Source organism: Bradyrhizobium sp. KBS0727, from assembly GCF_005937885.2.
Lineage (GTDB): Bacteria > Pseudomonadota > Alphaproteobacteria > Rhizobiales > Xanthobacteraceae > Bradyrhizobium.
Map to the genome: position 1 here is coordinate 2,450,791 of NZ_CP042176.1, position 20,404 is coordinate 2,471,194.

General features: G+C 62.9%; 14 protein-coding genes and 2 pseudogenes. 5 read left to right on the top strand and 11 right to left on the bottom strand.

The window, feature by feature from the left end:
- Positions 1-135: 135 nt before the first annotated feature.
- From FFI89_RS11120 to FFI89_RS11140, 5 genes and pseudogenes are all read right to left on the bottom strand, one after another.
- A pseudogene (locus FFI89_RS11120) lies at positions 136-1,080 on the bottom strand (sensor histidine kinase); the annotation flags it as partial.
- 430 nt (positions 1,081-1,510) lie between these two features.
- Entirely contained in the window at positions 1,511-2,203 is a 693-nt protein-coding gene (locus FFI89_RS11125; RefSeq protein WP_138836449.1) for a response regulator transcription factor, read from the bottom strand.
- Between the two features lie 200 nt (positions 2,204-2,403).
- Positions 2,404-2,883, bottom strand: coding sequence for a hypothetical protein (locus FFI89_RS11130; protein WP_168212855.1), 480 nt, complete (start codon positions 2,881-2,883; stop codon positions 2,404-2,406).
- A gap of 258 nt (positions 2,884-3,141) precedes the next feature.
- The gene (locus FFI89_RS11135; protein WP_138839150.1) at positions 3,142-4,044 is read right to left on the bottom strand and encodes an alpha/beta fold hydrolase; all 903 of its coding nucleotides are present in this window, start codon (positions 4,042-4,044) and stop codon (positions 3,142-3,144) included.
- A gap of 13 nt (positions 4,045-4,057) precedes the next feature.
- Positions 4,058-5,677 carry a GMC family oxidoreductase gene (locus tag FFI89_RS11140; protein WP_138836451.1) on the bottom strand — a complete coding sequence of 540 codons (1,620 nt, stop codon included), beginning with the start codon at positions 5,675-5,677 and terminating at the stop codon, positions 4,058-4,060.
- Positions 5,678-6,004: 327 nt separating this feature from the next.
- Between FFI89_RS11140 and FFI89_RS11145 the strand changes: the two genes are divergently transcribed.
- On the top strand, positions 6,005-7,177 hold the full coding sequence (locus FFI89_RS11145; protein ID WP_138836454.1) for a M20 aminoacylase family protein: 1,173 nt from the start codon (positions 6,005-6,007) through the stop codon (positions 7,175-7,177).
- 201 nt (positions 7,178-7,378) lie between these two features.
- Here FFI89_RS11145 and FFI89_RS11150 read toward each other — a convergent pair whose 3' ends face one another.
- Complete coding sequence (locus FFI89_RS11150) at positions 7,379-9,007, bottom strand: inorganic phosphate transporter (protein ID WP_138836456.1); 1,629 nt, start codon at positions 9,005-9,007, stop codon at positions 7,379-7,381.
- Between the two features lie 382 nt (positions 9,008-9,389).
- Positions 9,390-10,049: pseudogene (locus FFI89_RS11155) on the bottom strand (TIGR03915 family putative DNA repair protein); the annotation flags it as partial.
- Positions 10,050-10,278: 229 nt separating this feature from the next.
- Here FFI89_RS11155 and FFI89_RS11160 point away from each other — a divergent pair.
- The 3 genes from FFI89_RS11160 (at position 10,279) to FFI89_RS11170 (ending at position 16,224) form a co-directional block, all read left to right on the top strand.
- The gene (locus FFI89_RS11160; protein ID WP_138836460.1) at positions 10,279-11,076 is read left to right on the top strand and encodes an ImuA family protein; all 798 of its coding nucleotides are present in this window, start codon (positions 10,279-10,281) and stop codon (positions 11,074-11,076) included.
- A gap of 184 nt (positions 11,077-11,260) precedes the next feature.
- Positions 11,261-12,754 carry a DNA polymerase Y family protein gene (locus FFI89_RS11165; protein WP_246669417.1) on the top strand — a complete coding sequence of 498 codons (1,494 nt, stop codon included), beginning with the start codon at positions 11,261-11,263 and terminating at the stop codon, positions 12,752-12,754.
- The gene (locus FFI89_RS11170) at positions 12,751-16,224 is read left to right on the top strand and encodes an error-prone DNA polymerase (RefSeq protein ID WP_138836462.1); all 3,474 of its coding nucleotides are present in this window, start codon (positions 12,751-12,753) and stop codon (positions 16,222-16,224) included. Before FFI89_RS11165 ends, FFI89_RS11170 begins: the two co-directional genes overlap by 4 nt.
- 345 nt (positions 16,225-16,569) lie before the next feature.
- Here FFI89_RS11170 and FFI89_RS11180 read toward each other — a convergent pair whose 3' ends face one another.
- Together FFI89_RS11180 and FFI89_RS11185 are read right to left on the bottom strand one after the other, a co-directional pair.
- Complete coding sequence (locus tag FFI89_RS11180; RefSeq protein WP_168212857.1) at positions 16,570-16,842, bottom strand: PilZ domain-containing protein; 273 nt, start codon at positions 16,840-16,842, stop codon at positions 16,570-16,572.
- Between the two features lie 306 nt (positions 16,843-17,148).
- Positions 17,149-18,126 carry an AraC family transcriptional regulator gene (locus FFI89_RS11185; RefSeq protein WP_138836468.1) on the bottom strand — a complete coding sequence of 326 codons (978 nt, stop codon included), beginning with the start codon at positions 18,124-18,126 and terminating at the stop codon, positions 17,149-17,151.
- Between the two features lie 238 nt (positions 18,127-18,364).
- On the opposite strand from FFI89_RS11185, the gene FFI89_RS11190 reads away from it, so the two are divergent.
- The gene (locus FFI89_RS11190; RefSeq protein ID WP_138836470.1) at positions 18,365-19,027 is read left to right on the top strand and encodes a sigma-70 family RNA polymerase sigma factor; all 663 of its coding nucleotides are present in this window, start codon (positions 18,365-18,367) and stop codon (positions 19,025-19,027) included.
- Positions 19,028-19,031: 4 nt separating this feature from the next.
- On the opposite strand, the gene FFI89_RS11195 is transcribed toward FFI89_RS11190, so the two are convergent.
- Together FFI89_RS11195 and FFI89_RS11200 are read right to left on the bottom strand one after the other, a co-directional pair.
- Complete coding sequence (locus FFI89_RS11195; RefSeq protein ID WP_138836472.1) at positions 19,032-19,802, bottom strand: SDR family NAD(P)-dependent oxidoreductase; 771 nt, start codon at positions 19,800-19,802, stop codon at positions 19,032-19,034.
- Positions 19,803-19,983: 181 nt separating this feature from the next.
- Positions 19,984-20,271, bottom strand: a complete 288-nt coding sequence (locus FFI89_RS11200; RefSeq protein ID WP_074826823.1) for a hypothetical protein — start codon at positions 20,269-20,271, stop codon at positions 19,984-19,986.
- Positions 20,272-20,404 lie beyond the last annotated feature (133 nt).

Sequence of the window (20,404 nt, forward strand, 5' to 3'; positions counted from 1 at the left end):
CGGGCGGAGCGGGGGTTTATTCCCGGGAGGCCTGCCCGGGCCGAGGCGGGCGATGACGATTTCGTGAGCGAACTGGCCCGCCCCCCGGGACGGGCGCGCCTCACGAATCCGGGACGCCCATGGGCTGCCGCTTCCTCATCGCTCGCCCCGCGTGGGTGGAAGGAAGCACAATCTGAGTTTGAGGCCTGGCGAGTTATCAAGCATTTCGATCCGCGCGCCGTGAAGTCGGGCGACGGCGGCGACCAGGCTGAGGCCGAGACCATTCCCCGGGGTGTAACGGTTCTGTTCGAGCCGGTAGAAGCGCTTGAAGACATGCTCATATTCTTCGGCGGGAATTCCGGGCCCGTCATCGGCAATCGAGATCACCGGCCGACCATCAGTGTTTTCGTTGCTGACGACGACCCGCCCCCCCGGGCGGCCATGCTTGATCGCATTGTCCACGAGATTGGCGACGGCATCAAAGATCAGGTCGCGATCGCCGGTCACCAGCACCTCGCGGTCGCCGATAACCGTCAGGCGGGTTCCGTCCTGTTCGGCGGCGGCATCGTACAATTCAACGACCTCACCGGCGACTTCGACGAGGTTCACGGTGCGGAACGCTCCCTTGCGGGCCTGGGTCTCGATTTGCGCGATTCGGATCAGTGACGAGAAGATCCGCAACACGGCGTCGAGGTCAGCGATCGTATCGCCGATCAGCGCCTGGTCGTCCTCACCGACGCGCTGGCTGTGATAGGCCTTCTCCAGCCGTCCGCGCATTCGCGTCAGCGGCGTCCGCAAATCATGCGCGACGTTGTCGCTCACCTGCTTGACCTCCGCCATCAAGGTTTCGATGCGCTCCAGCATCAGGTTGAGGTTTTCCGCCACGCGATCCCATTCGTCATGGGTACCGCGCAGCGGGATGCGCTTGTCGAGCCCGCTGAGCATGATGGCCCGGCTGGTTGCGTTGATCGATTCAATCCGCCCAACGGTCCGCCGCGTCACCAGGATGCTCGCGACCGCCGCGATCAGGAACATCAATGCAACGCTCAGGATCACGGCTGTCTCGATCCTGTCGGTGAAGCTGTCGATGTCGCTGATATCCTTTCCCACCAGCAGGCGATCGCCGTTTGCGAATGTCTCAAGCATCGCCCGCACCAGCGGAGGATTTTTCGTGCCGGGCAATAGCTCCGATCCGCGAAACTCCGTCCATCCGTTCGCAGCCGCGGCCGTCGACGGCCACGCCTTGAGGTTGCCGCCGAGCGGGGTCAAGGAACGATCGACCAGCAGATACGCATGGTCTGCAAAGCCCGCGTCGGCGATGCGTTGTCCAATCAGGCCGATCAGCCCGTCCCGCCCCGATCGCTGATAGGCGCCCTGCAGGGTCGAATACTCGGCCAGGATCGCACGATCCGACCGGCTGCGCACATAGGAGGAAGTGGACAAATAGACGTAGCCGAATACGGCCATCGCGATCACACCGAAGGTCGCGATCGCGATCAGCGCCTGCTTGAACGTCGATGACGTTAGGGTCTTAGCCAGGAGCACGGAGACAGTACCCGATGCCGCGAATCGTATGGATCAGCGGATAGGCCTGCTGGCCATCGACCTTGCGACGTACACGCCCGACATAGACGTCGATGATGTTCGTCGAAGGATCGAAATGAAGATCCCAGACGTGCTGTAGCAGCATTGCCCGGGATACGGCGCGGCCTTCGTTGCGCACCAGGTACTCCAGAAGCTGGAATTCCCGATGCAGCAGCGAAATGTCTTTGCCGCGGCGGCTCACGGTCCGCGATACCAGATCGATCGCGAGATCGCCGACACGCAGGATGGTCTCCTTGGCAATGGTGTCGCTGCGCCGTCCCAGCGCCTCGACACGCGCCAGCAATTCGACAAAGGAAAACGGCTTGACCAGATAGTCGTCGCCGCCGGCGCGCAGGCCGCGCACGCGATCGTCGACCTCCCCGAGCGCACTGATGATCAGGACGGGCGCGGCGATTCCGTCGTCGCGCAATTGGCGCATGACCGTGATGCCGTCGATGTCCGGAAGCATGCGGTCGATCGTGATGACCGCATAGTCGCCGGTGGCGCCGCGGTTCAGCGCCTCGTTGCCGTTGGTGGCCAAGTCCACCTGGTAACCGCTGGTCACGAACGAATCCACGAGCTGGCCGGCGGTTTCCGGGTCATCCTCAACGACCAGAATGCGGCGATGGCCTCCTGTCATGGCCTGCAGTCTCCGAACGGCCGGCCGACAGCCAATTAGCTGCGGCCTGCGCCAGGAATCAACGCAATTGCGATCCAAAGGTTGCGCGAAAGGCCGGCGCGTCGGGGTCTGCCACCAATTCCCGACGCGTCAGGTATCGCTTCAGCGCTCCGTCAGATCGACCGGAATATACCGCATCGATCGCATCTGTATCTGCGGCCTCAGTAATAGCCGTAGTCGCCGCAGACATTGATCCATCGCACGCCATATGGCGTCCACACCCTGCGCAAGCAAGTGTCGTAGGCGGCATAGGCAAAGGGCGCGCCGACGAACGCAAAGCGATTGAACCGGTGGTGGCGGAAGAAGCGATGGTCCCGGAACGCGAACCGCGAAAACCGGGGCGCGAAGCCGGGGTGCGCAAAGCGCGCGCCGGCGAAATGCGTTCCGCTGAATCGCATACCGCCGGTCATGGCTCCGAAGTGCGGGCCTCCGCCCATGGCGCCGAAGTGCGGGCCTCCGCCCATGCCGCCGAAGTGCATGCCGCCGCCCATGCCGCCGGCATGCATTCCGCCTCCCATGCCACCGCCGTGCATACCGCCTCCCATTCCGCCACCGCCGCCGCGAGCGAATGCCGGTGACGCCAAGGCAAGTGTCGTACTTAGCGCGCCGACGATGAGGCAACTAAGGATCTTGTTGGTCATCCCAATTCCTCCTCCGTGGTTGAATTGCAGCGACAGGGATTTGTCGCAGGAAATAAGACGACCAAGAGAGGCGAATGATCCAATGGTTTCAACTGAAAAAGGTGACAGATTCTGACATGGAAGTTAGGTTCTCAACCTGCGGCAAGCAATCGTTCGAGGACGAAGCGACCTGCAAAATGAAATCGCCGGCTGCGCAGCGAGTGAAAAATGTTCTTCCAAGAAAGCAAATCTGCCTTCGCCCGGTAAGACCCGTCCTGATCAACCGGCTTCGAACGCCGCAAGGGCTTCGAGCACCAAATGCGGGGCTTCCTGCCCGACACAGTGGCCGACACCTTCGAATGTCCACTGGCTGGCGCCGGGAATAAGCGCGGTGGCTCGCGATGCCATCTCCTTGTAGATCGCCCAGGACTTTTCCGTGGTGGCGACACACACCGGACATTCGATGTCGGTGAGCCATCCAAAGGGATTGCCGCGGGCATCGCCGCTGTAGACCTGCTCCATCGCCTCGAAGATCGGCTGCAGCAGCGCGGATTCGATTTCGGGCGTGCAGCGCAGCCGCACCCGGCCATCTTCCAGTGGAGCGAAGCCGTGGTTGATGTAAGCCCGGAGCGAGGGCTCGGTCCAGTCAGCGAAGGCGGGCGCTGCCCGATAGCGCGCAAACGCAGCCTCGGTGCTGTCGAATTCGGCCTGCCGGCGCAGCACGCCCTGCACGGCGCCGGTCGCAAAGTCGCTCAAGCCGGTAACGTCGGCGCGCACCGCGCGCGGATCCATGATCGTCGGCTCCATCACGAACAGGCGCGAGAAGCGTCGCGGCAGAAGTTTTGCCGCGAGCAAGAGATCGGTGGCGCCGGCCGAGTGGCCGATGCCGAAGATGTCGGACAGCTCGAGCGCCTCGATCACCCGGCACAGGTCCTCGGCAAAATCGTGGAAGTGATAGCGGTCGGCCGCCGGCTTGTGGCTGTCGCCATGGCCGCGGCGATCGAGCGCATAGACGGTGTAGCGGGAGGCGAGTCCGCTTGCGACCTGGTCCCAGACTTCGGCGACGAAGCCGGTGCCGTGCAACAGCAGTGCTGCCGGTTTGCCGGAATTCGCCTCGCCCCATCGCGCCAGTGCGATGTGCTGGCCGGCCGGTCCAATCGAAATGCGCTGCGGGCTGGTCATGAGGTCGGGCGTCTTACCGCGCATCCCCCAGGATCATGGTGGCGGCTTTTTCCGCGATCATTGCCGTCGGCGTGTTGGTGTTGCCCGACGTGATGGTCGGCATCACCGACGCATCGGCTACGCGCAGCCCCGCAATGCCATAGAAGCGCAGCCGCTCGTCGACGACGGCTGCGGGATCGGTGGCCGTGCCCATCTTCGCGGTGCCCACGGGATGGAAGATCGTGGTGCCGATATCGCCGGCGGCTTTCGCGAGCGAGGCGTCGTCGTCGCCGACGGAGGGGCCGGGCAGGTATTCCTGCGGGTGATACTGGGCCAGCCGTTGCTGTTTCATCAACCGCCGCGTGGTGCGGATGGCGTCGGCGGCGACCTGGCGGTCGTCATCGGTCGAAAGGTAATTCGGCGCAATCATCGGCGCCTGGTCGGCCACCGTGGATCGGATGCGCACTGTGCCGCGCGAGGTCGGCTGCAGGTTGCAGGCACTGACGGTGATGGCGGGGAAGCGATGCAGGGGATCGCCGAACTTGTCGAGCGACAGCGGCTGCACATGGAACTGGATATTGGCCCGCTCGCGATGCGGATCGGAGCGGGTGAAGATGCCGAGCTGTGACGGCGCCATGGTCAGGGGGCCTCGGCGGCGGAAGGCGTAGTCGAGCCCCATCAGGCCGCGGCGGACCAGCGAATAGTAGGTCTCGTTGAGCGTACGGACGCCCTCGACCTTGTAGATCGCGCGCTGCTGGAGATGGTCCTGCAAATTGCGTCCCACGCCCTGGCGGTCGAGCACGACATCGATGCCGAGCGGCGAGAGCCAGTCGGCCGGGCCGATGCCGGAGCGGTGCAGCACCTGCGTCGAGCCGATCGATCCCGCGCACAACACGACTTCGCCTTTGGCGCTGGCCTCGACCACCTCATCGCCCTGCATGAAGCGCACGCCGACGGCGCGGCCATTCTCGACGATGAGGCGGTCGACCAGCACGTTCTTTTGCAGCCGCAGGTTATGGCGGTTCAGCACCGGCTTGAGGAAGCCCCGCGCCGACGACCAGCGGCGGCCGCGCTTCTGGTTGACGTGGAAATAGCTGACGCCCTCATTGTCGCCGGTGTTGAAATCCGGAATGCGCCGGATGCCCATCTGCTCGGCGGCGTCGCCGACTGCATCGAGAATGTCCCAGGACAACCGCGGCGCCTCGATCCGCCAGCCGCCGCCGGCGCCGTGATGTTCGCTGGCGCCGAGAAAATGATCCTCGAGCCGGCGGAACAACGGCAGGACGTCGTCATAGCCCCAGCCGGTCAGGCCGAGCTGGCGCCAGTGATCGTAATCGGCGGCCTGTCCCCGCATCGAAATCATGGCGTTGATGGCGGACGAGCCGCCGATCACCTTGCCACGGGGGTAGGCCAGTGCCCGGCCGTTGAGGCCCGGTTCCGGCTCGGTCTTGAACATCCAGTCGGAACGGGGATTGCCGATCGCAAAGAGATAGCCGACCGGGATGTGAAACCAGATCCAGTTGTCGTTGCCGCCGGCCTCCAGGATCAGGACGCGGTTTTTGGGGTCGGCTGATAGCCGGTTGGCCATGATGCAGCCGGCCGTTCCCGCGCCGACGACGATATAGTCGAAATCACCTTCAAGCCTTTTCGGCATTGTCCGCCCATTCATGACCGTCGTCATGCCCGGCCTTAGCAGTCTGCTTTTACGCAGACTGCGTATACTTGTCTGCGCCGCCGGGCATCCACGTCTTGCTTTCGGCTCTCCATACCAGATGGCCGGGACCCGTCTACACCAAGAGGCTTCGCCGGGGCATAGGCGAGCGGAAGCGACGCCGTCCTTTGGACGGCTATGCCCGGCCATGACGGCGGGGAAGGGGCCGTCTGCAAAGGGGCTAGGACGGCCGTCCCGCAGGCTGTTGGGCGGATCGCCCCTTGCATGCTACAGAGGTAAAACCGTTCTAACCTGAGGTCCAGAATCCCCATGCCAATTGTCAACCGCGTCGCCGATCTGCAACCCGATATCCAGGCCTGGCGCCGCGATATCCATGAAAATCCCGAACTGCTGTACGAAGTACACCGCACCGCAGCATTCGTGGCGGACCGCTTGCGCGAATTCGGCTGCGACGAGGTCGCTACCGGCCTTGGCAAGACCGGCGTCGTCGGCGTCATCAAGGGCAAAAGGCCGGCCGGCAAGGGCGAAATCAAGGTGATCGGGCTGCGGGCCGACATGGACGCGCTGCCGATCGAGGAGGCGACCAGCCTTCCTTACGCCTCCAAGACGCCGGGCCTGATGCATGCCTGCGGCCATGACGGCCACACCGCGATGCTGCTGGGCGCGGCCCGCTATCTCGCCGAGACCCGGAATTTCGCCGGCGACGCGGTCGTGATTTTCCAGCCGGCCGAAGAGGGCGGTGCCGGCGCGGCGGCAATGATCAAGGACGGGCTGATGGACCGGTTCGGCATCGAGCAGGTCTACGGCATGCATAATGGCCCGGGACTCCCGGTAGGTTCCTTCGCTATCCGTCCCGGTCCGATCATGGCCGCGACCGCCTCGATCGACATCAAGATCGAAGGCCTCGGCGGTCATGCCGCGCGTCCGCATAAATGCATCGATTCCGTGCTGGTCGGCTCGCAGTTGATCACGGCGCTGCAATCGATCGTTTCGCGCTCCGTCGATCCGCTGGAGTCGGCGGTGATCTCGATCTGCGAATTCCACGCCGGCAACGCCCGCAACGTGATCCCGCAGACCGCCGAACTGCGCGGCACCGTCCGCACGCTGACCCCGGAAACCCGCGATCTGATCGAGAAGCGCGTGCACGAGGTGATCGCGGGCGTGGCGCAGATCACCGGCGCCAAGATCGATCTGGTGTATGAACACGGCTATCCCGTCACCCATAATCATCCGTCGCAAACCGAGTTCGCGACCCGGGTGGCGAAGGAAATCGCCGGCGAGGCCAACGTTCATGAATCGCCGCCGATGATGGGCGCGGAAGATTTCTCCTACATGCTGGAGGCGCGCCCGGGGGCGTTCATCTTCTGCGGCAACGGCGACAGCGCCGGCCTGCATCACCCCGCCTATAATTTCAACGACGAGGCGATCGTGTACGGCACCTCGTACTGGATCAAGCTGGTCGAGAATACGCTGGCGGCGTAATCGCCTGAACTTCGATCTCACGTGAAGGAAGGCCTGCATCTCCAATGCAGGCCTTCTTTATTTGCGCCTCACCTGGAGCCTTATCGGTTCTGATTCAATCAGAACCGGGCTCCAGCAATGGCGACATAAAAAGCCCGCGCCGTTGGCGCGGGCTTTTCTATCGCATTGCAGCGAGGAACGCTGCGTCAGTCTTCGCGGCGATCAGAACACGCGCGAGAAGATCAGGTAGAGCGTGCCGGACAGCAGGATTGCGGCCGGCAGGGTCAGGACCCACGCCATCACCATGTTGCGGATGGTGGCGATCTGCAGCCCCGAGCCGTTCGCCGCCATGGCACCGGCGACGCCGGACGACAGCACATGCGTCGTCGAGACCGGCAGGCCGAACATGTCGGCGGCGCCGATGGTGGCGGCGGCAACGAGCTCGGCGGAGGCGCCCTGCGCGTAGGTCAGGTGCGTCTTGCCGATCTTCTCGCCGACGGTGATGACGATGCGCTTCCAGCCGATCATGGTGCCGAGCCCAAGCGCGATCGCCACCGCGACCTTGACCCAAGTTGGAATGAACTTGGTGGCCTGGTCGAGCGAGCCTTTATAGGCGTTCAGGGTCGCGACCTCTTCCTTGTTGAGGTCGTTTTCCTTGTCCTTCATGAGGAAGCGGACGGCTTCCGAAGTCAGGTACATGTCGTTACGGGTGTTGCCGACGACTTCGGCCGGCACCTTGTTGAGCGAGCCGTATTTCGCGACCTGGTCGCCGACGTCTTTCACCAGCACGGCCAGCGAGGGGTAGGTGCCTTCGCTGATCTTGTGTTCGGCGACATACAGCGTCACCGCCGGGCGCGGATTGCCGATGATGCTGTGGCCGGCGCCCTTGGCGGCGACCACCCTGGAGGCGGCTTCCGAGGTCTTCTGGAACTGCGCCACCTGGGATTCCGGCAGCGCGCGGTTCAGCGCGTAGGCGGTCGGCACGGTGCCGATCAGGATCAGCATGATCAGGCCCATGCCCTTCTGGCCGTCGTTCGAACCATGCGCGAAGCTGACGCCGGTGCAGGTGGCGATCAACAGACCGCGGATCCAGAGCGGCGGCGCCTTGTTGCCTTCGGGCGCTGCGTACAGCGCCGGGTTGCGGACGATCGTCTTCAGGAGCAGCAGCAGGATGGCGGCGCAGACGAAGCCGACCAGCGGTGACAGCAACAGCGCGTAGCCGATCTCGGTGGCCTTGCCCCAGTCGACGCCAGAGGTGCCGTCACGGCCGCGCATCAGCGCATTGGCGACACCGACGCCAATGATCGAGCCGATCAGGGTGTGCGACGAGGAAGCCGGCAGGCCGAAATACCAGGTGCCGAGGTTCCACAGGATCGCGGCGATCAGCAGCGCGAACACCATCGCAAAGCCGGCGCTGCTTCCGACTTGTAGGATCAGTTCGACCGGCAGCAGCGAGACGATGCCGAAGGCGACCGCGCCCGAGGACAGCAGCACACCGAGGAAGTTGAAGAAGCCCGACCACATCACGGCGACTTCGGCCGGCAGCGAGTGGGTATAGATCACGGTAGCCACCGCGTTGGCGGTGTCGTGGAAGCCGTTGACGAACTCGAAGCCGAGCGCGATCAGCAGCGCCACGAACAGCAGGATATAGGGCAAATAGGACGTGACCCTGGTGCCGGTCGCGTCGACGTCGGCATAGATGCTGTAGGAGACGAACAACAATCCGGCGGCCAGAATGCCGAAGAAGATGATCATCGTCAGCGGATTAAAACCCTTGTCGAGATTGGGCCTGGAGGCCGGCTGGATGGGCGCTGGCTCGCCCATGGAAGAATTAATTGCAATATCGGTCATTCTGACGCCCTCAAATACATTGAGACGCTGTTTTGACCGATGGACTTGAAGGTTGGATGACAGTTGCGGCTATGCAGCGTGCTCGCTTGTATCCGCCGCGTTGCACAACTTTTCGCAGGGCTGGTCCCGTCTTCCCGGATCGACGCGCGGCCATGCCAATGCGGTGCGAACAGCGTGAGGCGGGGAAAAGGTAGGCCGCGCGCTGCGTGGCACCGGGGCTGGTGGCGCCGCGCAGCGCGTCGGCCTCAGGTGGAACGTCATGGCGTGAACAGGACGTTCTACGTTGCCGTCGAGAATGCGAATTCTCATTGATCAATTAAAGGTTGTACAGATGTTTGTCAAATTTTCCCACCGTTATATTTCATGGGAAATGGCGGTTCCGTCGCGTTTTGTGCCGCGCGGGATTGAAGATACTGGCGTAATAGCGCCGCCAGGTTTCCTCCAGGCGATCTTCCGTCGGCGCTTCGGCTTTGGCCACGCCCGGCGTGATCGAAACGGCGTGGCCGTCCCAATGCGCGCAGACATCAGGTGTCAGGATCGACCACGGCATGTCGGCGAAGCGTCGCGCGAAGAACGACGCGGCGAGTTCGACGATGTGATGTTCCGGTTCGAACCAGGCGACGTAATGCGCTTTCTGTTCGCGACCGACTTCGCGGAAGCGAACAAAGGCGTGCATCTTGTGCTCGTCGCGGCGCACGGCCTTTGCCATCGCCGCAACGTCAGAGACATCAGGGTCGGTCGCGATGTCGAGCAGATCGTGATGGTCGCGCAACCGCCACAGCAGGCGATAGAGCAGGGCAAACCGTTCGGGGTTGCGATGCAGGATCGCGGTCTGCGCCAGTTCGACGAACCTGCCCGATACGTTGAAGGTAGTGCCGTGCGTCGGCTCGGGCGGAGGTGACGTCGGTTCGAACAATTCCGGCGCGCTGCCGCGCACCCGCCACGTCACGTCGGCCGGCTTCACATCATTCAACGCCAGCGCCCGGGCGGCTTTGCGCCAGCCGTCGAAATCGGTTTCGCCGTCGAGGCTGATGAAGCGCATCGGCTAGTCCCTTTCGTCATTCCGAGCGAAACGGGTCGCGCGTCTACGCGCCCGATGGCAGATCCATCCTTGAATCCCTTTGATTCCACTCATGAATCGGTTCGACGCCGATCCCGATTGACTCTGCGGGTCCTGTTAGCTTTATATTAGAACATACCATGAACAAATGGGCCGGCCGCGGGTTCATTCGAAAGAACCGTTGAAGGCGAAATATCCAAAGGAGCGGGGCATGAGCACCGCACGCATCAACACGCTTGCGCGTTTGCGCGGCAGCATCGAGCGCATCGAAACGTCAGGTGATGCCTATGCGCATCCCAAGGCAGCGCTTGGCCACGCCGACGCCGACGCAACGTTGCGAGGCGGCCTCGTTTTGGCCGCGGTGCATGAGGTGTTTTCGGAAGGGCATCAAAGTGCGGCGGCCACCGGCTTCATCGCCGGCCTTGCCGGACGGCTGACGCCGCGCCGGCCGCTGGTCTGGGTGCGGCAGGATTTTTCCGAACTGGAATCCGGCGCGCTGTCGATGAGCGGGCTTTGCGAACTCGGCCTCGATCCGCGCCGGCTGGTGACCGTGCGTGCCGCGGACGCCGATGCCGCGCTGCGCACCGCCGCCGACGCGCTGGCCTGCGACGCGCTCGGCGCTGTCGTGCTGGAAGTCTGGGGCGAAGCGCGGCAGCTCGATCTCGTCGCCAGCCGCAAGCTTACATTGGCCGCGCAAGCCTCCGGCGTCACCGCCTTGCTGCTGCGGGTGGCGGCCACGCCGCAACCTTCGACCGCGGAAACAAGATGGATCGTGCGCGCGGCGCATTCGCCGCCGGCCTCGCCGTGGATCGGATGGGGCGCGCCGGTGTTCGATGCGCAACTCGTTCGTAACCGTCATGGCCCGGTCGGGCGGTGGATCATGGAATGGAAATGTGATGAGTGCCTTTTCAGCGAACCGGCGGCGTATCCTCAGCCTGTGGCTGCCACGCCTGCCCATCGACCGCATCAAGCGCAAGTTTACGCTCACGGTTTCAAGCAAACAGCGTGAGGCAAACTTTCACAATACAGGCAGTGCGCTCCCTCTCCCGCTTGCGGGGGAGGGTTGGGGTGGGGGTGTCTCCGCGAGTCATACTGCTCGTGTGGAGAGAGCTTCCCCCACCCGGATCGCATCTTTCGATGCGATCCGACCTAAGAGCGAGCTTCGCTCGTCTCGACCCCCGCAAGCGGGAGAGGTGAAGCAAGAAGCGCCCCACGTCGTCATCGCAAAGCAGAACAACGCGCTGGTGATCTATGCGCTCGACGATCTTGCCGCGCGCTCCGGTCTTTCGATCGGGCTGCCGCTCGCCAATGCCCGCGCGATCTGTCCGGAACTGACGGTGTTCGATGCCGACGAGGCCGCGGACGCCAAGACGCTGGAAGACATCGCCGACTGGTGCGACCGCTTCACGCCGCTGGTGGCGCTCGATCCGCCGCATGGCCTGTTCCTCGATATCACCGGCTGCGCCCATCTGTTCGGCGGCGAGGCCGCGCTGCTGCAGGCCGTCACCGGCGCGCTGACAAAGCGGGGCTTTGCCGTCAGCGCCGCGATCGCCTCGACCTCGGTTTGCGCGCGCACCATGACGCGGCATGTGTCGGGGAAAATCGTAGCCTGCGGCGAGGAGGCCATGGCCGTCGCGCCGCTGCTGGTCACAGCCCTCGGTACGGATGAGGCCATCGCCGGTGGGCTTCGCCGCGCCGGGCTGAAGACCATCGGCGACGTCGCCTCGCGCGCCCGCCACGAGATCGCAGCTAGGTTTGGCGCCGGCTTCACGGCCCACCTCGCGCATGCACTGGGGCAGGGCGATGCGCCGATCAGTCCGCGAAAGCCGCTGCCGGATTACATCGTCGAGAAACGCTTTCCCGAACCGGTCGCCACCGAAACCGTGATCGCGATGAACTTGTCCGCGCTCGCAGCCATGCTGGTTGCGGCGATGGACAAACAGGGAAAGGGTGCGCGGCGGCTGGAAGCGAGCTTCTTCCGCACCGACGGCGCGGTACGCACGATTGCGGTCGATACCGGGCGTCCGGTGACGAAGCGCGAGGTGATCGACCGCCTGTTTCGCGAGCGGCTCGATGCGCTCAACGATCCCCTCGATCCCGGCTTCGGCTTCGATCTCATTCGTCTGTCCGCCAGCCGCACCGAAATCATGGTGCAGCGGCAGCGCGACCTCGATGCGTCAGTCCATGACAATGACCAACTCGCCGCCCTGATCGACCGCATCGCCGCGCGCATCGGCGGAAAACGCGTCGTCGTGCATCTGCCGCAGGACACCCATATTCCGGAACGTGCTGTCCTGGCCGTGCCGGCGCAGCACCATCTGGCGGCCGCGGTTCAGGCCTTCTGGCCCGAGCGCGTTGCAAGCGAGCCGCCGCTGCGGCCGTTGCGGCTGTTCGACAAGCCCGAACCGATCAAGGTGCCGTTTGCGACCGTGCCTGACGGGCCGCCGCATCAATTCACCTGGCGCCGCGTCACCCACACGGTGGCGCGGGTGGAAGGGCCCGAACGTATCGCCATGGAATGGTGGAAGCAGAACGGCGCGCGGCTGACGCGGGATTATTTCCGTATCGAGGACGAAGCCGGTCTGCGTTTCTGGATCTTTCGCGACGGGCTTTATGAAGGCGAACTCGCAGACGAGGAGGGCGAGCCGGTTGAAGCAAAATGGTTCGTGCATGGGCTATTCGCATGAACGGACCTTTGCACATCCCATATGCCGAGATCGGCATCACCACGAATTTTTCGTTCCTGCGTGGCGGTTCGGACCCGCGCGCCTATGTCCACGAGGCGAGCCGGCTCGGTATTCCCGTGATCGGGATTGCCGATCACAACACGCTGTCCGGCGTGGTGCGCGCCTGGAAGGAGCTCGATCATCCCGACGTCATACACAAGCCAAAATTCCTGATCGGTGCGCGCCTCGTCTTCATCGACGGCACGCCGGACATTCTGGTCTATCCGCGTGATCGCGCCGCTTACGGCCGGCTGTGTCAGTTACTGACCCGCGGCAAGCGCGGCGATGACATCCAGCGGATCGAAAAGGGCGAATGCCATCTGAGGCTCGATGACCTCTTGGAATTTTCCGAGGGCCAGCTTCTGGTGCTGACGCTGCCGCATCGCTTCGAGACAGAGAAAGCCCTTGATGTCCTCCATCGATTGAAGCGAAGCAAAGCCGACGGCGTCTGGCTCGCCGCCAGCCTGCTCTATCGCGGCGACGACAAGCGTCGGCTGGTGCGGCTGCATCATCTCGCAAGCAAAGCAAATGTCCGGCTACTGGCCACCAACGAGGTGCTGTATCACCACCCCACGCGCCGGCCGCTGCAGGACGTGCTGACCTGCATTCGCGAGAAGACGACCATCGACGCGATTGGAAAACGGCTGGAGGCCAATGCCGAGCGCCATCTCAAGCCGGCGCATGAAATGGCGCGGCTGTTTCGCGAACTGCCGGAAGCGATCGCGGAAACCATGCGCTTTGCCGGCCGCATTTCGTTTTCGCTGGACCAGCTCAAATACCAGTATCCGGATGAACCGGTACCGCCGGGCAAGACCGCGCAGCAGCATCTGGAGGATCTGACCTGGGCCGGCGTCGACAAATATTTCGGCGGCAAGATCGACGAAAAGCTGCGCGCCACCTTGCGCAAGGAACTCGCGCTGATCGCCGAGCTGAAATACGCGCATTACTTTCTCACCGTGCACGACATCGTCCACTATGCGCGAGCTGAGAACATCCTCTGCCAGGGCAGGGGATCCGCGGCCAACTCCGCCGTCTGCTACGTGCTCGGCATCACTTCGGTCGACCCGACCAAGGTCGATCTTTTGTTCGAACGCTTCATTTCCAAGGAACGGCTGGAGCCGCCCGACATCGACGTCGATTTCGAACATTCGCGCCGCGAGGAGGTGATGCAATATGTCTACCGCCGCTATGGCCGCCACCGCGCCGCGATCATCGCCACCGTCATCCATTATCGCCCGCGCTCGGCAATCCGCGATGTCGGCAAGGCGCTGGGGCTGACGGAGGATGTCACCGCCGCGCTCGCCGACACCGTGTGGGGAAGCTGGGGCAAGGGCCTCAACGAGATGCAGGTCCGGCAGGCCGGGCTGGACCCGGCGAATGCAATGGTCGAGCTTGCGGTCGAACTCGCCTCCGAGCTGATCGAATTTCCCCGGCATTTGTCGCAGCATGTCGGCGGCTATGTGCTGACCCAGGACCGGCTCGATACCTATGTGCCGATCGGCAATGCCGCGATGGACGACCGCACCTTCATCGAATGGGACAAGGACGACGTCGACGCGCTCAACATGATGAAGGTCGACGTGCTGGCGCTGGGCATGCTGACCTGCATCCGCAAATGCTTTGATCTGATCGCCGATCATAAGGGTCAGCGTTACGAACTGGCCGACATCAAATCAGAGGATGACGACGAAGTTTATCAAATGCTGCAGCGGGGTGAATCGCTCGGCGTGTTCCAGGTCGAAAGCCGCGCCCAGATGAACATGCTGCCACGGCTGAAGCCGCGCACGTTCTACGATCTCGTCATTGAAGTTGCGATCGTGCGCCCCGGCCCGATCCAGGGCGACATGGTGCATCCGTATCTGCGGCGGCGAAACCGTGTCGACAAGGTGATCTATCCCGCGCCGTCGCCCGAACATGGCGACAAGGACGAATTGCGCCGGGTCCTGCACAAGACGCTCGGCGTGCCCCTGTTCCAGGAACAGGCGATGCGGATCGCGATCGAGGCGGCGAAGTTTACCTCGGAGGAAGCCAATGGCTTGCGTCGCTCGATGGCGACCTTCCGCAATGTCGGCACCATCGGAAAGTTCGAAGACAAGATGATCGGCAACATGATCGCGCGCGGCTATGCGCCGGAATTCGCCAAAAATTGTTTCGAGCAGATCAAGGGGTTCGGCTCCTACGGCTTTCCGGAAAGCCACGCCGCAAGTTTTGCCCAGCTGGTCTATATCTCGTCATGGCTGAAGCACTACCACCCCGACGCGTTCTGTTGCGGATTGCTGAATTCGCAGCCGATGGGCTTTTATGCACCGGCGCAGATCGTCGGCGACGCCCGCACCAACGGCGTCGAGGTGCGCGAGATCGATGTGTCCTTTAGCTTTGCGCAGAACACGCTGGAGCAGGGGAGTGGGAAGTATTGCGCGGTAAGGCTTGGCTTTCGGCAGATCGATGCGTTCAGGTGGATCGATCCGGATGAGGAAAGGTTGAAGCTAGTTCAGTCGTCGTTCCGGGGCGTCGCGATAGCGACGAACCCGGAACCTCGAGATTCCGGGTTCGATGCTGCCGCATCGCCCCGGAATGACAACCGTGACGACTGGGCCGACCGCATCATCGCGGCCCGTGCGCGCCGACCCTTCACCTCGCTGGAGGATTTCGCCCGCGATACGGCACTTCCGAAACGCGCGCTGATATTGCTGGCGGATGCCGATGCGTTTCGTTCCATCGGGCTCGATCGCCGCGCCGCATTGTGGGCGGTGCGCCGGCTGCCCGATGACGTGCCGTTGCCGCTGTTCGAAGTCGCTGTCGCGCGCGAGCAGCCGGACGAGAACGTGCAGCCATTACCGGAGATGCCGCTGCCGGAGCAGGTGGTCGCCGACTATCAGACGGTGCGGCTGTCGCTGAAGGGCCATCCGATGCAGTTCCTGCGGGCGATGTTTGCGAAAGAGCGCGTCGTCGCCTGCAACGAAATCAATCATCGCAACGACCGTCGCCGAGTCCGCTGCGCCGGCGTCGTGCTGGTGCGGCAGCGACCTGGCAGCGCCAAGGGCGTCGTCTTCATGACGCTGGAGGATGAAACCGGCATCGCCAATATCGTGGTGTGGCCCAAGGTGATGGAGCAATACCGCAAGGAGGTGATGGGCGCGCGGCTCATCCTGGTCGAGGGCTATATCCAGAGCAGTCCCGAACAGGTGACGCATCTGGTGGCGCAGCGGATGTTCGACCGTTCAGGCGATCTGATCGGGCTCGCCGACGGTGCCTTTGTCCGCAAGCATGTGGTGCCGGCCGGGCCTGCGCTGATCGAGCCGCTCAACGACGGGTCCGTCAACGACGGATTCCTCAACGACGATCGCCGCGACCATCCCGATGCGCCCGCGCAGAAAATCCGCCACCCGCGCAACGTTCGCATCCTGCCGCCATCCCGGGATTTTCATTGAGCTGATCTGCTTCGAGCCGTCGTTCAACCAGCCCTAGAGGCTGATGATGAACGCGCTTGCGGCCAGAAGAAATACGAGGCTGCCGGCCATGATGGCGAAGAATAATTTGTCCAAGCGATCAACTCCGCAAAGCGCACAACGTCGGAGTCGATTAGAAGGTTTTGGCTGTGTCGATTCTTTGGCACACGTCAGGCGAAGTTCCGGCAAGTCGGCCAGGCATCAAGGCAGCAAGACGACTTTTCTCGAAGTGTCATCGCGAAGCGACGGGCGCATCGAAATGCGCGGCGAAAAGCCGGTCCGGCGCGCAGATGATGCAGAGGATGAAGCGGGTGGGCGTCCGGCGTTTCAGCTCAGGAATTTCACGCCATAGGTCCGGCCGCGGCGCCAGACCACCTCGCAGGACTGGCGCTTCGGACGCTCCGGCATGACAGCCATCACGAAGTTGTCCCTGACATCGATCGGGGCATCGGTCATGATCTTGGCGCCGCCCGGCGAGACGTCCAGCACAAAGCATTCAATTCTCGTCAGGCCGTCGTCGCGCGTAAACCAGGCCGGCCGCTTGTTCATCTGGCGACGCGGCTCGCGCTGGGTCTTTGTCCGCAGTTCGTCAACAGCCATGATGATCATCCGTCGTTGGACCCAATCGCTATGGCGCTTTCGAGCGAAATGGGTGCCGGTTTGTGTCAAGCAAAACGCGTTGAAATAACAGACCTGAGCCCGCTGATTAAACCAGAACCGATCAGGCTTCAGGCGATCGTAACAAGCCTCAGATTGACGGTGATTTCGTAAAGTCGCCTTAGCGTATTGTTTTCAAATTTAGCGATTTGTGCCAGGAAGATGCTCTCATGGTTTATTTCAACGGGGCGGCACGAAGCAGGTTTCGACCCTATCAACGCACTCGAGCGATGCCGTGATGCAGCGATTTCAATGCTCTCGATCGAACTCCGTCCGCATGTCGGCTGGCGTAACGCCGAACCGCTTCCGGAACGATTTATGGAAATAGGATAGATCGTTGAAGCCGACCGTATAGGCGATATCGCTGACCTTGCGATGACGGCTCGCCTCATGCAGCAAAAGCCTGCGAGCCAGCAGCAGTCGTTGCTCGATAACAAACTCCGAAAACGTCGTCCCCGAGGAAGCGAACAGGCGTTGCGCTTGTCGCGCGCTGAGCGCGTTCGCCCTGGCGATGCTTTCGATCGTCAGATCGTTCTTGTCCAGATTTCTGAGAACGTCGGCCTTCATGAAGCTCAGCCGCCCCGCCGAAGATTCGCCTGGCCCGATCAAATCCTCCTCGCTGCGCGTTCCGAGCAAAAGACCGACGAGATCGGCCAGGTGCTGCGCCGCCGCCTTCTGAGCCGGCATATCCAGATCTCCGGCGACGTCGTTACAAAGCCGGAAATAGCGATCGATCATCGTGTTCAAGGCCCGATCATGTCCGAGCGGTCGCGCCAGTCGGGTCTCCGCCATTGGTGCGACCTGCAAAAGAAGACGCCTCGGGAATCGCGCGGTGGTAAAATCTCCGCTCCTGGTAAGGTCCGCCGCGCCGACGACATTCATTTCGGTCAGGCACATTTGCCCCACCGTCAAATCGATCGCCTTGCTTCCCTGGGTTACGTGCACGATGCCACGCGTGGCCGAAATCAAGACCAGGTCGTCGCAGCCGTCATCCAGAAGATCGCGCGTCCGGGCAAAGCGGGCCGAGCCGCCTTTCGGTGTCGCGACGACGATCGAATGCACCTGCGCAAACTCGTTGTGACAGTCGATGTAGTCCTGCTCTGCCGGTCCGACGTCCAGCCGGCAAAACCCGCGGCAAATACCCTCCCGCCAGGCTTCAAAGTCCGGTCCCTTGGAGGGACCCCGATGGAAGATCGAGAAGCGGTTCGGAACCTGTGTCTCGCGCATGAGTTCGACTTTCCGGAAGGTCGATCAAGCAAAAATGATTTGTCGGCAATCAATTCAGCGTCGTCGGGTTCATGTCGTCCGAGTCACATGTTGTCCCGGTCACATGTTGTCCCGGTCACGTGTCGTTCCAGTCCCTACGCTTGACGCGACAGCCCACGACCACGGTGACCCATATTCGTAGCATCTTCCTCGTAGCATTTTCCCGGTTGCAGCGAAAGGTATCTGTGGACGTGACGCGATGACATCCGATGCGCAAGCCGGAGAAGAGCGCACGCGGCGTTTTCGAGACGCCGTGTTTCCGCATATCGATGATGCCTATACGTTCGCGAACTTTCTGATGTGCAATCAGGTGGACGCGGAAGATGTCGTGCGGGAATGCTATTTGCGCGCGCTGCGCCACATCGACAGCTTTCGCGGCCGGGCCATGAAGCCATGGCTGTTCGCAATTCTCAGAAACGTCTGCCACGCGAGGCTCGCCCGATATGAGGCGTCGACCGATTTTGCCGATGGCGAACCTGTAATCGAAGCGCCCCTGTGCCGGCAGCCGGAAGCGTGTCAGCAGCCGGAAGTGCCGGGCGATTCCATCATGCCGGGTCGGCAGGATGGCGCGCTGCTCCGGCGGCTCGTCGCCACCTTGCCGACACCGTTACGTGAAGCCATCGTGCTGCGCGAACTGTGCGGAATGTCCTACGGCGAAATCGCCGAAGTGGCTGGTGTGCCGATTGGAACGGTTGTGTCGCGTCTCGCGGGGGCCCGCGCCATGCTGCTCGCGGCGTGGAAGGCAACGGACAGCTCGGCCCGACGGCGGCCAACAAGCCCCGCGCGTGGGGATGTTGACCGGCAGGCTGCTCTCCGCGTCATGGGCCGCCCGCGCAATTCCGCTTCCGGCACGAACCGATAGCGTTCTAGAAATTCACGCGGTTCGAGATAGCGCCGTCGACGATGAGGTTCGAACCCGTCGTGAACGCGGAGACCGGGCTTGCCAGGAACACGGCGGCGCTGGCGACCTCCTGCGGGGTAGCCATGCGGCCGGTCGGGTTGCGGGCCAGGGCTGCCTGATAGACATTCGGCGCGTTCTGTTCACGCATGTGCCAGACGCCGCCCTTGAAGTAGACCGTGCCGGGCGACACCACGTTGACGCGGATTTTCCTGGCCGCGTATTGCCGCGCAAATCCCTTGGCCATGTGGATCAGGGCGGCCTTGACCGGACCATACGAACTGGTGTTGTCGGCGACGGCAGCCGAAATCGATGAGATGATGACGACGGCGGCGTCGCCGGTCTTTGCGCCGCTTGCTTCGAGGAACGGACGCGCGGCCTCGAAGGCGTTGACGGCGCCGAGCACATCGAGCCGGAAATTCTGTTCCCATGAGGCGGGATCGCCGCCTTGCGCCATGGCGCCGGCATTGCAGAACAGCATGTCGACGCTGCCGAGTTCGGCGGCGACTCCTGATATCCATGATTTCAGCGCGGCGCCGTCGGTGATGTCGACGGAGGCGCCGGCGGCCTTCGCGCCTTTGGCTTTCAGCTCGGCAACCGTGCTTGCGACCACATCTGCATTGCGCGCGCAAATCGCGACGCCTGCGCCTTCACCGGCCAGTGTGTCCGCAATCGCCCGTCCAATGCCACGCGTGCCGCCGAGCACGACCGCGTTTCGTCCCTTCAATCCCAGATCCATTTTGTTTTCCTTTGTTGGCCGGCACAGTGTAGCGGCTATTGCGTCGCTGACGGAAGCGCTAACTGCCATGTCATTTCTATCACCGTCATTGCAAGGAGCGAAGCAACGAAGCAATCCATACTTGCTTATGTGGCGAAGATGGATTGCTTCGCTTCGCTCGCAATGACGGTTTGCATCTGATCTACTCAGGTGCCGCGCCCACCGGCGGGCCGCCGGGCGGGCGGTGCAGGAAGGTGATCGATGCGAATGCGCCAAGCCACGAACCGACGGCGGCAAAGGCGACGTAGACCCAGTTTTCGGTGTAGCTGATCACCGCATAGGAAGACAGCAGATACCAGACGCTGCTCCAGGTCGCCGCCGGCACGCGCTTGCGCGCCACCACCGCCGAGGTGAACATGACGTAGACCGCGTCGGTTGCGGCGGTTGCAAGCAGGACGGCCCCGGCCGTCACGGGATCGATGGCAGCCATTGCAGTTCCTTCCATGGTCGGGCACAGAGCTTCAGTTTTGTTTTGACGCGTTTTCTACCGCAGATAAGTCTACGCAATCTGCGCAAGCTTGATTGCCACGCGAACCGGCGTCCACTTCGCTCGAAAACGCTAT